Annotated in this window: 15 protein-coding genes; 7 read left to right on the top strand and 8 right to left on the bottom strand. The window is 29.0% G+C overall.

Annotated features, from left to right (window positions below):
- Positions 1 to 16: 16 nt before the first annotated feature.
- From V3V28_RS01660 to V3V28_RS01675, 4 genes are all read right to left on the bottom strand, one after another.
- Positions 17 to 637, bottom strand: a complete 621-nt coding sequence (locus V3V28_RS01660) for an ExbD/TolR family protein (RefSeq protein ID WP_331363279.1) — start codon at positions 635 to 637, stop codon at positions 17 to 19.
- Between the two features lie 4 nt (positions 638 to 641).
- Entirely contained in the window at positions 642 to 1103 is a 462-nt protein-coding gene (locus V3V28_RS01665) for a hypothetical protein (protein WP_331363280.1), read from the bottom strand.
- Positions 1104 to 1111: 8 nt separating this feature from the next.
- Positions 1112 to 1834 (bottom strand): MotA/TolQ/ExbB proton channel family protein, encoded by a 723-nt coding sequence (locus tag V3V28_RS01670; RefSeq protein ID WP_331363281.1) that lies wholly within the window; start codon positions 1832 to 1834, stop codon positions 1112 to 1114.
- A 235-nt stretch (positions 1835 to 2069) separates the two neighbouring features.
- Complete coding sequence (locus tag V3V28_RS01675; RefSeq protein ID WP_331363282.1) at positions 2070 to 3107, bottom strand: asparaginase; 1038 nt, start codon at positions 3105 to 3107, stop codon at positions 2070 to 2072.
- A gap of 95 nt (positions 3108 to 3202) precedes the next feature.
- On the opposite strand from V3V28_RS01675, the gene V3V28_RS01680 reads away from it, so the two are divergent.
- The 6 genes from V3V28_RS01680 (at position 3203) to V3V28_RS01705 (ending at position 9612) form a co-directional block, all read left to right on the top strand.
- Entirely contained in the window at positions 3203 to 3901 is a 699-nt protein-coding gene (locus V3V28_RS01680; RefSeq protein ID WP_331363283.1) for a zinc metallopeptidase, read from the top strand.
- 228 nt (positions 3902 to 4129) lie between these two features.
- Positions 4130 to 6499, top strand: coding sequence for an outer membrane beta-barrel protein (locus tag V3V28_RS01685; RefSeq protein WP_331363284.1), 2370 nt, complete (start codon positions 4130 to 4132; stop codon positions 6497 to 6499).
- A 5-nt stretch (positions 6500 to 6504) separates the two neighbouring features.
- Positions 6505 to 7281, top strand: a complete 777-nt coding sequence (locus V3V28_RS01690; protein ID WP_331363285.1) for a CPBP family intramembrane glutamic endopeptidase — start codon at positions 6505 to 6507, stop codon at positions 7279 to 7281.
- A 5-nt stretch (positions 7282 to 7286) separates the two neighbouring features.
- Entirely contained in the window at positions 7287 to 7829 is a 543-nt protein-coding gene (locus tag V3V28_RS01695) for a hypothetical protein (protein WP_331363286.1), read from the top strand.
- Complete coding sequence (locus V3V28_RS01700) at positions 7826 to 8833, top strand: sensor histidine kinase (protein WP_331363287.1); 1008 nt, start codon at positions 7826 to 7828, stop codon at positions 8831 to 8833. Before V3V28_RS01695 ends, V3V28_RS01700 begins: the two co-directional genes overlap by 4 nt.
- A gap of 14 nt (positions 8834 to 8847) precedes the next feature.
- Entirely contained in the window at positions 8848 to 9612 is a 765-nt protein-coding gene (locus V3V28_RS01705; RefSeq protein WP_331363288.1) for a LytR/AlgR family response regulator transcription factor, read from the top strand.
- Between the two features lie 104 nt (positions 9613 to 9716).
- Here the strand turns inward: V3V28_RS01705 and V3V28_RS01710 are convergent, their stop codons facing one another.
- The 4 genes from V3V28_RS01710 to V3V28_RS01725 all read right to left on the bottom strand — a co-directional run bounded on the left by V3V28_RS01710 (position 9717) and on the right by V3V28_RS01725 (position 14514).
- The gene (locus V3V28_RS01710; RefSeq protein ID WP_331363289.1) at positions 9717 to 10835 is read right to left on the bottom strand and encodes an ATP-binding protein; all 1119 of its coding nucleotides are present in this window, start codon (positions 10833 to 10835) and stop codon (positions 9717 to 9719) included.
- A 328-nt stretch (positions 10836 to 11163) separates the two neighbouring features.
- The gene (gene lepA / locus V3V28_RS01715) at positions 11164 to 12960 is read right to left on the bottom strand and encodes a translation elongation factor 4 (RefSeq protein ID WP_331363290.1); all 1797 of its coding nucleotides are present in this window, start codon (positions 12958 to 12960) and stop codon (positions 11164 to 11166) included.
- Between the two features lie 110 nt (positions 12961 to 13070).
- On the bottom strand, positions 13071 to 13346 hold the full coding sequence (locus tag V3V28_RS01720) for an EF-hand domain-containing protein (RefSeq protein ID WP_331363291.1): 276 nt from the start codon (positions 13344 to 13346) through the stop codon (positions 13071 to 13073).
- A 61-nt stretch (positions 13347 to 13407) separates the two neighbouring features.
- Complete coding sequence (locus V3V28_RS01725) at positions 13408 to 14514, bottom strand: TolB family protein (protein WP_331363292.1); 1107 nt, start codon at positions 14512 to 14514, stop codon at positions 13408 to 13410.
- A gap of 62 nt (positions 14515 to 14576) precedes the next feature.
- Here V3V28_RS01725 and V3V28_RS01730 point away from each other — a divergent pair, with 62 nt between their 5' ends.
- On the top strand, positions 14577 to 15800 hold the full coding sequence (locus V3V28_RS01730; protein WP_331363293.1) for a M28 family peptidase: 1224 nt from the start codon (positions 14577 to 14579) through the stop codon (positions 15798 to 15800).
- The last annotated feature ends 11 nt before the right edge of the window (positions 15801 to 15811 follow it).

Here is a 15811-nt window from a genome sequence, read left to right on the forward strand (position 1 = left end):
TTGTTATATTTAAAAATTAATTGGTTGGTTCTGCATCAGAAATAATTTGAGGATAACTTGTTTTGATATCTTCAACTTTTTTCTTTAATGCCTCATTGTTCTTGTCGTCTTTGTAAGCTTCTTCTAATTCGTTAAAAGGAATCTTATACTTTTCCATAGATAATCTATTTCTTAATTCAGTATAAGCTCTTAATAACTCATTTTGAACAATTAGATAAGTACCATATTCAGTACCTCTATCACTTTGAACAGAAATAATTGCCTTGTTAGGGTGATCGGATGATGATTCACTTTTTTCACCTTTACAATAAGTACAAGGCCCTGTCTTAACACCATCTTCTACTTTACCTTCACCTCCACCATTATCTACAAAAGCAATTGTAGCATCTTTTAAGTCTTTAACTTCCATTCTTTCGCCTTCTACTAAAAGCTCATTATTTCTGTTAATATTTACCTCAAAGATATTTTTTTGCTTTATAATTGGTGGTACATAATCTGGTGGTGGTTTTTCAGATAGCTTTTTAGAAATACCTGAATCTACATTCATTGTGGTAGTTACTAAAAAGAAGATTAATAACAAGAAGGCAATATCTGCCATAGAACCTGCATTAATTTCTGGATTCTCTCTTCTTGCCATAGTTTTATGATTTTATTAATCCTTTTACTAAATCTAATACAAAGAATGCACTTGCTACTAAACCTAAAATAATACTATAATAGATTCCTGCACCTACCCATTTATTCATAGCTGTACCTGCTTCTCCTCCCTTTAAGATAGACCCTGTAGTATCTAATACTGCATTATCATCTGCTAAAAAGTAAGCTATAACAAGCACTACTGCTAAAACAGCTACTCCTAAGAAGGTCTTCTTTAAACTTTCTGGGTTACGTATTAAACTTAACATAGAAAGTACTAGTGTAATAATTACTGCTGCATAAAACAAAAAGGTAGAGAAATAAATAATTGGACTAATTACTTTATTCTGCAATGCTCCGTCTGTTTGAAGTGCATCTGCATCTTCCATAAAAATTCTTATGAAAAGGATAGCACCTATGATCGCTATAACAGCAATTAAAATATTTAATATTTTATTACTTTTCATAATTATTTTTATTTTTTATATTTTACTAATAAATCGATTAATTGAATAGAAGAATCTTCCATACTATTAACGATACTATCTATCTTAGAAACGATATAATTATAAAAAATCTGTAAGATAATTGCAACAATTAAACCAAATACTGTTGTTAATAATGCAATTTTAATACCACCTGCAACTACTGCTGGAGAAATATCATTTGCTATTGCAATTCTATCGAATGCATCAATCATACCAATTACAGTTCCCATGAAACCAAGCATTGGTGCTAATGCGATAAATAAAGATAACCAAGAAACATTTTTCTCTAAAAGTCCCATTTGAACTCCTCCATAAGAAACAACTGCTTTTTCTGCTGCCTCAACTCCTTCATCTACTCTATCTAAACCTTGGTAAAAGATAGATGCTACTGGTCCTTTTGAGTTTCTACAAACTTCTTTTGCAGCTTCTACACCACCAGAACTTAAAGCCTCATCTACACTAGCTACTAATTTCTTAGTATTAGTTGTTGCCATGTTTAAATAAATAATTCTTTCAATTGCAATAGCTAAACCTAAAATTAAGGCTACTAATACAATTCCCATAAATCCTGGGTCACCTTCAATAAAACGAAGTTTTAATTCTTGGTGAAAAGTTCTTGATTCTTCAGCTGCATCTTGTGCGAAAGTTGATTGAATAGCTCCAAAAAACATGAATCCTGTTACAGATAGTACATTTACTACTTTTTTCATCTTTGTTATAATTAATTTTTAATAGTTAACGGGTTAAAGATATAGATTTTCATTTCAAATAAACAAAAATATTTAATACTTTCTCTTCTTTTTTTAAGTAGCAAAAGCTAATTATCTATTTTAGAGAGTGCCAAGTAACAAAAAAAATGTCAAATTCTAAAAAATATTTTATTTAATTTATGATAAAAATACTGTTTTTATTCTTTTTTTACTTTTTTATCAATTAAACAGCTTGTTATTTATTAGAAATCTCTCCTCGTAAAGATTTCTCGAAATAATGTTTAAAATCTTCTTTCGATAAGTTTTTACTTAACAAATACATCAATTTTGCAACCGCAGATTCAGTAGTAATATCCTTACCACTTACAACGCCAATTTTTTTTAGACCTAAACTTGTTTCATAATGACCTTGTATTACACTTCCACCTGCACATTGTGTAACATTTATTATTTTAATACCTTTCTCGATAGCATTTTTTAATAAGCTTACAAACTCTTTTGTATCAGGCGCATTTCCTGCTCCGTAGGTTTCTAAAACTACTCCTTTTAAATCTTTAATATTTAGAATACTTTCGATAACATTTATAGTTATACCAGGAAATAATTTTAAAATAACAATATCAGATACCAAGTTCTTTCTAACAATTAAAGGTGGTGTGTCTTTTTTTGGTTGATGAATTAAATGCTCATTAAAATTTAAATGAACACCACTTTCTGCCAAAGGCGGATAATTCATAGAAGTAAATGCTTCAAACTGTTCTGAATTAATTTTGGTAGTTCTATTGGCTCTGTACAATTTATATTCAAAATACAAACAGACTTCTGCAAGTACTGGTTTGTTATTTTTTCTAGTAGCAGCAATTTCAATAGAAGTAATTAAGTTTTCTTTTGCGTCTGTTCTTAAATCTCCTATTGGCAATTGAGAACCTGTAAAAATGATTGGTTTTTGTACATTTTCTAACATAAAACTAACCACAGAAGACGTATAAGACATAGTATCTGAACCTGTTAAAACTACAAAACCATCAAATTTTGTATAGTTTTCTTCTATAATTTCTACAATATCTATATAATAGGTTGTATTCATATTTGATGAATCTATTGGTTCATCAAAAGAAATACTTTCTATATTACAATTTAACTGCTGTAATTCTGGTATTTTGTTTATAATTTGACTAAAATCAAATGCTTTTAAGGCATTTGTTTTATAATCTTTAATCATACCAATAGTACCACCAGTATAGACTAATAAAATATTAGGTTTGTTTGTCATTTTGTCATTTTTATATTCCGAATAATAATTTGGAACACTTTATGTTGTAAATTTATCAAACAAAAGTGATATAATTATTTAAAACAATATACATTATGATGGGATTTTATATTTTAATTGGTCTAATCTCTTTAGTAAGTATGCTAGTTAGCAACAAACTAAAAAGTAAATTCAAAAAATATTCTCAAGTTGAATTAAGAAACGGAATGAGTGGTGCAGAAATTGCTGAAAAAATGTTAAAAGACAATGGCATTTTTGATGTAAAAGTAATTTCTACTCCAGGTATGTTAACAGATCACTACAATCCGCAAAATAAAACAGTCAATTTAAGTGAAGGTGTTTACAACCAAAAAAACGCAGCCGCAGCTGCAGTTGCTGCTCATGAATGTGGTCATGCAGTACAACATGCAGCTGCTTACAGTTATTTAAAAATGCGTTCTCAATTGGTACCAATTGTTAGCGTTACTTCTAAATTTTCTCAATGGTTAGTAATTGGTGGTTTATTTTTAGGAGCTGCTTCTGCCTCTGCCGGAATTGGATTTTACATTGCCATAGCTGGTTTAGTTTTTATGGGTTTAGCAACACTTTTTAGCTTTATAACATTACCTGTAGAATATGATGCAAGTAATAGAGCTTTAGCTTGGTTAAAAAATAAAAATATGGTTTCTCAACAAGAATTAGCTGGCGCAACAGATGCTTTAAAATGGGCTGCAAGAACTTATTTAGTTGCTGCTTTAGGTTCTTTGGCTGCCTTATTATATTGGGGACTTCAAATTTTAGGAGGAAGAGATTAACATTACAAATGTTCTTTACACTTTACTACTGTTAACTTAATTGAAAAATACTCTTGAGAAATTCTAGAGTATTTTTTTTTTGCAGGAAACTTTTTTGGAATTAATGACGTCTAGCTTTTAAGATGTAAATTCTATCAACTTGTCGGGAATTTATCCCAATTCGGCAGATTATAGTTTTTCTTCTGTAACAAAATGAACATTTTTGATGTCTATTATAAAACCAACCAAATGAAATTTTTAACTACAATTTTTATTTTACTTTTCGGAATTTTATCATTCACAGCACAAAACACCATTTCTGGTAAAATAATGGATGAACAAAATGAATCTTTACCGTATGCAAACATTATTTTATATAAAATAGGTGATGAAGCAAACCCAAAAGGAACTGTTTCTAATGATAATGGAGCATATACTTTTGATAATGTTGCTTCCGGAAAATACAAAATTGAAGTTTCTATGTTGGGCTTTCAAACTCAAAAAATTAAAGAATTTGACTTAAATTCAAACAAAACTTTTAACATCATATTAAAAGAAGAGACACAAACTTTAAATGAAGTTATAGTAAAAAGCAAACGACCTGTTATTAGACAAACTGCAGAAAAACTAATTGTAGATTTAGAAAAATCTGAAATGTTGAATTCTAGTTTACAAGATGTAATGCGTAAAGTACCTGGGATTTTAGTTACAGATAGAGGAATTTCGATTGCAGGAAAAGGTGGTGTTCGAATTCTAATTAACGGAAAAACTACAGAATATATGGATGTTGAAACTTTACTTCGTGATTTTCCAGCAGACAATATTGCTAAAATTGAAGTTGTAGAACAACCTGGTGCTGAATATGATGCATCTGGTTCTGGAGCAATCATTAATATTATTTTAAAGAAAAATGTTCGTTTAGGAACTCATGGAAGTATAACAGGTTGGGTAGGTGAAGATGAAGGTTTCGAATACGGAACAAGAGCTTCTATTGCTAGTTATAAAAACAAATTAAATTGGCAAACAAGTATTGGACACTCAAAACCTACATGGAGAGATGATTTGTTTTTAGTGAGAACTGTTGGAAATGAAACGTATGATCAAACAACTAAATCTCCTTATAAACCAAATCGTTTTAATGTGAGCGGGAATGTAGATTATTATATTAATGATAATAATTCAATTGGAATTGGTGGACGATGGAATAATAGAAAATCCGACAGAATTACTTCTAGTAAAACATTTATTATAAAACCTACTGAAACTAAAGTATTGTTTTCAGAAAATAGATTCGATAGAGATCGTGTAGACTTCAATATCAACCCATATTATGAATATAAGTCTGATACAGATAAATTAGTTATCGATTTTAATTATATTGATTATAAAAATGACAACATAAATATGTTAGTTGACGTTCCTGGAAGTACTGAAGTTTTTCAGGACAGAAAATATATACAAGATGGAAAATATACTATAAAAACATATAAGGCTGATTACTCTAAAACTTTTTCAGAAAACTTAAAATTAAGTATTGGTAGCAAGTATGCAAAAATAAATACTGATAGTGATTTGCAATCTTTTTTAGAAAACACTTCTAGCGGTTTTGATTTAGACGTAGATGGAACTAGTCGTTTTTTAGTAGATGAAACTATTTTCGCTTTATACTCTAAAATAAACGCAACGTCTGGAAAATGGTCTTTTTCTGGTGGATTACGTTATGAAGATAGTAATACAGAAGGAACATCAAACTTTATGGAAAATGGAGTTTTAAAAACAGTAATTAAAAAAAGACCTATTCAAAAATTATTTCCAAGTGCGTCTATCAGTAAAAAATTAACAGAAGTTCTAGGTGCAAGTATGTCTTATAGTTATAGAATTAGAAGACCTTCTTATGGAAGTTTAAATTCTTTTCAAGAGTTTTTAGATCCATTTTCTTCAGAAAAAGGAAACCCAAACTTAAAACCCGCTTTTACTAATAATTATCAGTTTAATTTAACTTATGAAGGTCAACCGTTTTTTACAGTTGGATATAGTAAAACAGATGATGTTATTTTCGATCTAATTCAACAAAATGGAGCTCAAATTACTCAACAAGCGGTTAATGTTGAAGATTACACAAATTGGAATTTTAGATTATTTGCTCCGTTAAGTTTTCTAAAAGGAGTTGAAGGTTATACTGGTTTTATTGTAAATAAAAACTCATATAATTCGTTAATGCATGGTGTAGATTTATCTAAATGGAATATGTTTTGGTTTATCCAAGCGAGTTATAAATTACCTTGGGATGTAAATTTTGAAATGAGTGGAAACTATGGAACAGGTGCTTTAGAAGGTCAAATACAAGTAGATTGGTTAGCAGGTTTAGATTTCTCTTTTGGAAAGAAATTTTTAGATGATAGATTAAAAGTAAATCTTGGTTTTAATAAAATGCTAAACAGAGGTTTTAACGGAACTATTGATTATGGCGGAAGTGAAACTGCACAAGTAGAAAGCAATGGCTCTAGACAAAACATTCAATTACGATTAGTGTATAGTTTCGGTTCTAAATTCGGTAAGAAGAAATCGAAACGTAATTCTTCAAAAGATGAAGAGAATAGAATTCAAAATGATAATTAATCGCAATGAAAAATAAATCAATTTTAAATCAAATTACATTGTTTACAATCTTTATTGCTGCTATTTTAGTTGCTAATAATGTATTAAAATCATATTTAATAAATAATGGAATTGAGGATTATAACATTCATCTTGGTTTTAAAACTTTAAGTAATTGCATTCTTGGTTTTGGTTCTTTTCTGATAGCAAAAGAATTAGATTTATTTCATCTTGGAGGATTAACTAAAACGAGACCAAAAAAACTATGGCTAATTATTTTTCCGTTAATATTTCTTGTTTTATTAAATGGTTTGTTTTTAGATACAATTCCAAATGTTAGTATTTTAAATCTGATAATATTAGCCGTTTACTGTTTAAGTATTGGTTTTTCTGAAGAGTTAAGTTTAAGAAGTGTATTGCTTCCTTTAATTTCTAAATATTTTGGTAATAACAGAAAAGCACAAATAAAAGCTGTTTTTATTTCTGCTTTAATATTCGGTTTATTACATCTAATTAAATTTGATAAAGGTCTTTATGGTGAAATTTCTCAAGTATTTTTCGCAACTTTTATTGGTGTTATGTTTGGGGCAATTCTTATGGTAATAAAAAGAGTGTATCCGTTAATTATTATTCATGCAATTATAGATTTTGTCGCCAAATTAGATACTGTAGGGCAACCAATAAAAGAAACAACTTCTAACGCTATAGATGTAGAAAGTGCAATACTCACAATTTTATTAACTTTACCATGTTTAATTTATGGTATTTATGTTATAAAAAAGCAATTGCCACTTAATAATTAGTTTAAATGAATTACAAACCATTTTTTATATTAGGTTTACTTTTTGAAGCAATTGGACAATTGCTACTAGCTCAAGGAAATGACTTTGTCTATGCTTTAAAACCTATAGATTTTGCACATTGGTCTTTATTGATTGGGGTTGCTTTTTTAATTCCACAATTAGGTCAATTTCCGAAAAGTTTATTTACTTATATTGGTGTTCCAACTATAATAATTGGTATTGTGTGTATTATTGGAATGTGTGTTTTAGATTTTATTTGGTGGAGTCAATCAACTCAAGAAATTAGAAGTGAATTTGCAAGTCATATTTCTAAAATTCCATCAATCTGGAAACCATTTATTACTATAGGTCCAAATTTTTTAAATGTTGGTCTGTTACTTTTAGCATTAAACTATTTTAAGGAAAATAAATTAGGCGTTTCGCTAATTATTTTAGCTACATTAATTGTGTTTTTTGGAAGATTTTTTCCATCTAGATTAATTTATACATATTTAATTACTGCATTAGGGTTTAGTTTAATCTTCTACAAAAAAAAACAAATTAAATGAATATCAAGCTTAATAAATCTGATTGGATAATACTTTCTGTGGTATTTGTTGTTACAGCTATATTAAATTGTTTAGATTATTATAGAGTTGGAAATAAGTTAATTGAATATGTAGTAGACTTACCAATCTCTATAATAATATCAATTACTTTAATTCTTATTTTTATTCAGATATTAGTACCACGGCTTTTAATTAAAGAAAAAAAATATTTACAATTTTTTGTTTTTGCCTTATTAATACTAATCTTTTTTGGTACTCTAGATAATTTAATTGGAAGATTAAGTGCAGGTAAAACTTTTAAAAGCATTTCTAATATTTTTTTATATTTACAAAATGGATTATACAATGCAACAAGTATGGTTGGTTTTCCATTAGGATTACTTCTAATAAAAAAGTTTTACGAAGGGCAAACACAGTTAGTTGAATCACAAAAACAACAAAAAGAAAACGAATTAAAATTATTACGTTCTCAAATAGATCCTCATTTTTTATTCAACAATTTAAACACGTTAGATAGTTTAATAGATAGCAATCCTACAAAAGCAAAAGAATACATAAACAGATTGTCTTTAATTTACAGGTATTTAATAAAAACAAAAGACGCTGAAGTTATGGAACTTGCCAGCGAAATTGAGTTTGCAAAAAATTACATTTTTTTAATACAAACAAGATTTGGTAACGATTATGAGTTTAATATTAAAGAAAATACTTCTTTGGCTGATAAATTTATTCCAACAGGTGCAATACAATCATTATTAGAAAACGTGGTAAAACACAATAAATCTGATGGTAAAACTTCAATAAAAACAACCATTGCAATTAATGAAGGTTGGTTAATTATTACCAATTGTAAATCTGCTGTAAAGATAAAAGAAGAATCTTTTGGTACTGGTTTAGAAAACTTAAAAGCACGTTATAAATTACTTTCAGATGAACAAATTCAAGTTCATAATATGGATTTAAAATTTGAAGTTTTTATACCGATAATTACTTTGAGTGAATAATAAAGTTGATGAAAATGAAAATACTAATTCTTGAAGACGAAATACCTGCATATCAAAAACTACAGAAATGTTTAGACCGTTTTTTTGATATAAAAATATCTCATGATTGGGCAAGAAGTATTGCTGATGGAGAAAAATTTTTAAAAGAAAATACCTACGATTTTATTTTGTCTGACATTCAACTTTTAGACGGTCTTTCTTTTGATTTGTTTGATAAAACAGCGATTAATTGTCCGATTATATTCTGTTCAGCTCATGATAATTATCTATTTCAAGCTTTTAACACCAACGGAATTGCATACATTTTAAAACCTTATTCTCAAACGGATTTTAATAAAGCATTGGAAAAATACCAGTCATTATTTAAAAAAGGTGATTATAATTCTTTGGATAAAACCACAATTAATGCTTTAAAGTCTGCTTTACAAGAAGAAAATACCAATTACAAAAAAAGATTTGTAATTAAAAAAGCAACAGGAATTCAATTACTAAATGCAATTGACATTGCGCTAATTACTGCTTCTGGTGATTTTTGTTTGGTAATAGATAACAATGGAAAACGACATACAATATCACAGAATTTAGGAAGTATTTTACTGCAACTAAATCCTAAAAAATTCTTTAAAGTGAATAGAAGTGAAATTGTAAATATCGATTTTATAGAAAAAATAGAATCTCATTTTAAGAACCGTTTGCTAATTTCTATAAAAAAACACAAAGAAAAAGTAATGACAAGTTCTTCTACAACATCTGATTTTAGAAAGTGGTTGGAAAGTTAAGTTAGTTCTATTTGTCATTCCTGTGAAAACAGGAATCTATAATAAGTTAGTTTAGCTTCCTGCCTTGGCAAGAATGACAAAAAGTTAGCAAACAAGTTTACTTGTTAACCATCAACAAAAACCCTAAAGTTACTAGAATCAATAACATTAACTTTTACATTATAAGTACTTTCAAAAGTTTTAGGGATTTTTACTTTTTGTTTGCTATTCCATTTAAACTCATAAGCTTCAATAGAATTGTGTAAAGTTTCTACATAATCTACTTCTTGTTGTCTTGTAGTTCTCCAAAAAAAGGTTTTTGCAAAAGATTTGTTATATAAATTGCTCTTTAAACGTTCTGTAATTAAAAAATTTTCCCACAACATTCCTTTATCTTGTCTAATTGACAAGGGTCTAAAATCTTTTATAACTGCATTTCTAATGCCTAAATCGTAAAAGTATATTTTTTGATTGCGTTTTATTTCGGTTCTTAAATTCTTACAAAAACTTGGCAATCTAAAAATCACATAGTTGTTTTCTAAAATATCTATGTAAGTACTTACTGTATTTTTATCGATTCCTAATAGTCTAGAAAGCTCATTGAAACTAACCTCTTGCCCAATTTGGTATGCTAAAGCTTGCAGTAATTTTTCTAAAATTTCTGGTTTTTTAATTTCATGAAAAGACAAAATATCTTTGTACAAATAACTGTCTGATAAATTGGTTAACAATTCTACTTCTTCACCTAAATTATTAATAATGTCAGGATACATTCCGTATAGAATACGTTGCTCTAGTTGTTGTGTAGCTTTTAAATAACCAACATTGTCTTCAAACTCTTTCCAAGAAATAGGTAATAAATTAAATTGAAATTTCCTACCTGTTAAAGGTTCATTTGTAAGATTTTTTAATTCGAATGCAGATGAGCCACTTACTAAAAGTTGTACTTCTTTAAACTGGTCTGTTATTATTTTTAAAGTCAGCCCAATATTAAGAATTCTTTGAGCTTCGTCTATAAAAATGAATTTAAAACCACCAATAATAGATTTTAGTTGCTCTGTATTTACTTTTTCTAAAAGTGTTCTTACTGTTGGATCATCTCCATCTAAAAAAAGATGCTTATTTTCTCTTAAGACAGTGTTTAATAAAGTTGTTTTACCTACTTGTCTGGGTCCTACTAAAACAATTGCTTTTCCTTTATGATATTTTTCTATAATTTGATGATACAACTGTCTTTTTATCATTTTTTATAATTACAATTCACCAAATATACGCTTTTTTAGTGAATACATTCACCAAATATACATTTTAATAGTGATTTAATTCACTAATATTACTTTTTATAGATAAAAAAACTAGCAAACGAGTCTAGCCCAGATTGAAACGGCATCCTTTTTTATTTTTCAGAAAAAAGATATAGTGAAAAGCTGGAAATAGCTTCAAATAAAAAACCTTCTTGATTTCTCAAAAAGGTTCTTATAATATTTATTTTGTATAGATTCCTGCCTACGCAGGAATGACAATTATATTGTTTTTGTCTTGTTTCTTGGTTCTAAAATCTTGATTATCTACTTAATCATTCAACTTTAAAACGGCCATAAATGCTTCTTGCGGAATTTCTACATTACCAACTTGTCGCATTCTTTTCTTTCCTTTTTTCTGCTTTTCTAATAACTTACGTTTTCTAGAAATATCACCACCATAACATTTTGCGGTAACATCTTTACGCAATGCTTTTGTAGTTTCACGTGCAATAATTTTTGCTCCAATTGCTGCCTGAATAGGAATATCGAACTGTTGTCTTGGAATTAATTCTTTTAGTTTTTCAACTATTTTTTTACCAATTGTATAGGCATTATCGGCATGTAAAAGTGCAGAAAGTGCATCTACACCAGAACCGTTTAATAAAATATCTACTCTTACCAATTTAGAAACTCGCATACCAATTGGCGAATAATCGAAAGATGCATATCCTTTAGAAACGGTTTTTAAACGATCGTAAAAATCGAAAACTATTTCTGCCAAAGGCATATCGAACGTTAGTTCAACTCTTTCTGTTGTTAGATAAGTTTGGTTTGTGATTTCTCCACGTTTTTCGATACACAAACTCATTACTTGCCCAACAAAGTCAGATTTTGTAATAATACTTGCTTTAATATATGGCTCTTCTACTCTTTCTAATCTTGATGGATCTGGTAAATCTGTAGGATTGTTTAATAAAAGAATCTCTGTAGGATTTTTCTTTGTATAAGCATGGTAAGAAACATTGGGAACTGTTGTAATAACAGTCATATTAAACTCACGTTCTAACCGTTCTTGAATAATTTCCATGTGTAACATTCCTAAAAATCCACAACGGAAACCAAAACCTAAAGCTGCAGAGCTTTCTGGTACAAAAACCAAAGAAGCATCGTTTAATTGCAGTTTTTCCATAGAATAACGCAACTCTTCATAATCTTCTGTATCAACAGGATAAATTCCTGCAAAAACCATTGGCTTTACATCTTCGAAACCTTCAATATTTTCTGTTGTTGGATTTACTGCATCTGTAATTGTATCTCCAACTTTAACTTCTTTTGCTGTTTTAATTCCTGTAATTAAATATCCAACATCACCTGCTTTTACAGACTTTCTTACAACTTGCTCTAATTTTAAAGTACCAACTTCATCAGCAAAATACTCATTATCGGTTGCCATGAACTTAATACGCTGACCTTTTTTTATTTCTCCATTAAAAACACGGAAATATGTTTCTATACCTCTATAAGAATTGTAAACTGAATCGAAAATCAATGCTTGTAATGGTGCATCTGGATCTCCTTTTGGAGCTGGAACTCTATCTATAATTGCTGTTAATATATTATCTACACCAAAACCTGTTTTTCCACTTGCATGAATTACATCTTCTGGGTCACATCCTAATAAATCTACAATATCATCTGTTACTTCTTCTGGATTTGCAGAAGGTAAATCTATTTTATTTAAAATAGGAATAATTTCTAAATCGTTCTCTAAAGCTAAATATAAGTTAGAAATTGTTTGTGCTTGTATACTTTGTGCAGCATCTACAATTAACAACGCTCCTTCACAAGCTGCAATTGAACGAGAAACCTCGTAAGAGAAATCTACGTGACCTGGAGTATCAATTAAATTTAAAACAAATTGTTCTCCTTTATGCTCAAAATCCATTTGAATGGCGTGCGATTTAATGGTAATACCACGTTCGCGTTCCAAATCCATACTATCTAACAACTGATCTTTCTTTTCTCGATCTGTTACAGAGCCTGTATATTCTAATAATCTATCTGCTAACGTACTTTTACCATGATCTATATGTGCGATAATGCAAAAGTTTCTAATATTCTTCATACTTCGTTTTCTAACTGCGTTCAACTTACAAATATATGCTATTTACAAACCTTGTCAAATAAAAAAAGTACAATGAAATTCATTGTACTTTTCTTTAAATTGTAAACTGATTATAAATCTCTTTCTAATTCTGAAATTGCGACTTTAAACTCTTCCCAGTTTATGGTATCATCACTAGATTTATCATATCCTTTTAGTAGTTCTCTTGCAACAACGCCTCTTATAAAACCATTAACAGCTGCACTTTTTAACATTTTTTTGATTTCAGATTTTTTTAATCTACCATCTTTGTCTGAATCAAAAAAACTAAAAGCTTCTTCTGGTGAATCAAATTGATTTGTTATTAAAATTCTAATTTTTCTTAAAATATTTTCTTTTGCCCCCAATAGTTTATAATTTTTAGATTAATATGCTATAAGATAGCAAATAAAATTGAATATAATCCTTTTAGTCTTGCCATTCTGCAATAAACAAGTTGGTATCATGACCACCTCCATTATTTCTATTAGAGGAAAAGATTAGTTTTTTTCCATCATTAGAAAACACTGGAAAAGCATCAAATGTTTCACCATGTGTTACTCTTTCTAGGTTTTTTCCATCTAAATCTATCATATATAAATTGAAAGGAAAACCTCTTTCTGATTCAAAATTTGAAGAAAATAAAATCTTTTTTCCTGAAGGATGAAAAAATGGGCTCCAATTTGCGCTTCCTAAATCTGTTAATTGACGTAGTTCAGAACCATCCGCATTACAAATGTATAATTCCATTTCAGTTGGTTGCACCAAACCTTCTTTTAATAAATCTTGGTATTCTTTTATAGCTGCTTCCGTTTTTGGTCTCGAAGAACGGAAAATCAATTTTGTTCCGTCTGGTGAGAAAAATGCGCCACCATCATATCCTAATTGATCTGTAATTTGTTTTACATCAGAACCATCAATATTCATTGTAAATAACTCTAAATCACCAGTTCTCATAGAAGTAAAAACAATTTTATCTCCTTTTGGAGAAACCGTTGCTTCTGCGTCATAACCTAGTTCTGTAGTTAATTGGTTTGTAATGTTTCCTTCTAAATCTGCTACAAAAATATCATAGCTTTCATAAATTGGCCACACATATTTCCCTTCTCTTCTTAATGGAGCTGGCGGACATTCTTTTCCTTCTAAATGTGTTGATCCATAAACATAACTCTTATTGTCTGGTAAAAAATACGCACAAGTTGTACGGCCTAAACCTGTAGAAATCATTGGTGGTATAGAATTTTTAAAAGTTTCACCAACATTCATTAAAAACATTTGATCGCAATTTACTCCCCAATTTTTATTATTAGATTGAAAAATGATTTGTTTGTCGTCAAAACTCCAATAAGCTTCCGCATTATCACCGCCAAACGTAATTTGTTTCATGGTTTTAAAATGAGTTTCTTCAGGGAAAATTAAACCACCTTCCCATTTTTTTGTTTCGCCAGATTTAGCATCAGCATTCTCTTTTTTGTTGGTTTTACATGCAGTTATAGAAACTACTAATAGAAGTAAAAAAAGGATTTTTAATTTCATTTTTTATAGATTATAATAAGTGATAATAATTCTCTAATTTTGCAAAAATAATATTTATCATCATGAGAAACATCCTATTTTTAATCTTTTTCAGTTTTTTAATTTCTTGTAAACCAGCAATTAATCAAGAAACCCGAATTCAAGAAGATGTTACGTTTTTAGCTTCAGATAAATTAGAAGGTAGGCAAACAGGAACAAAAGGAGAAAAGGCAGCTGCAGAATATATTTCTAATCGTTTTAAAGAATTAGGATTACAACCAAAAGGAACGCAAAAATATTTACAACCTTTTACTTTTAAGCCCAAAACAAATCCGCATGATGAAGTGAAATTTGATGTAAATGGTGATGGAACAATTACTGGAAATAACGTGCTTGGTTTTGTAGATAATAAAGCTGAAAACACAGTTATTATTGGTGCCCATTATGATCATTTAGGTTTTGGAGGTGAAGGTTCTTTATACAGAGATTCTATTAAAGCAATACACAATGGTGCAGATGATAATGCTTCAGGAATTGCGATTTTATTAAATTTAGCTGCAAAATTAAAAGCAAAAAACATCAAGAATAATTATCTTTTTATGGCTTTTTCTGGAGAAGAAATGGGACTTTTAGGCTCTAATTACTTTGTAAAAAACCCAACAATAGATACAAAATCGGTTTCTTATATGATTAATATGGATATGGTTGGTCGTTTAAAAAAAGATTCTGCTTTGGCTGTTTATGGAACAGGAACTTCACCAATATTTAAACAAACTTTAAAATCTCATAATGACAATTTTAAATTAATTCAGCAAGAATCTGGAGTTGGACCAAGTGATCATACAAGTTTTTATTTGGCTGATATTCCTGTTTTACACTTTTTTACAGGACAACATGAAGATTATCATAAACCAGGTGATGATTCAGAAAAACTGAATTATGAAGGAATGGAAACGATTAGTAAATATATTTTTAATATTATTTCTGATTTAGATGATAACGGCAAACTTGCATTCAGAAAAACAAAGAATGAAGGAAAAGATTCACCACGTTTTAAAGTTGGTTTGGGTGTAATACCAGATTATATGTTTGATGGAAAAGGAATGCGTATTGATGGTATTTCTGAAGGTAAACCTGCACAAAAAGCTGGTTTACAAAAAGGTGATATTGTGATAAAGTTGGGTGATAGTTTAGTAACAAATATGATGAGTTATATGCGAGCGTTATCAGTTTTTGAAAACGGAAACAAAACAAAAGTAGTTGTAAAAAGAGGTAAAAAAGAAGTTGAAAAAGAGATTAACTTTTAAGAAGAAAACAT

The organism is Polaribacter sp., from assembly GCF_036480315.1.
GTDB lineage: Bacteria > Bacteroidota > Bacteroidia > Flavobacteriales > Flavobacteriaceae > Polaribacter.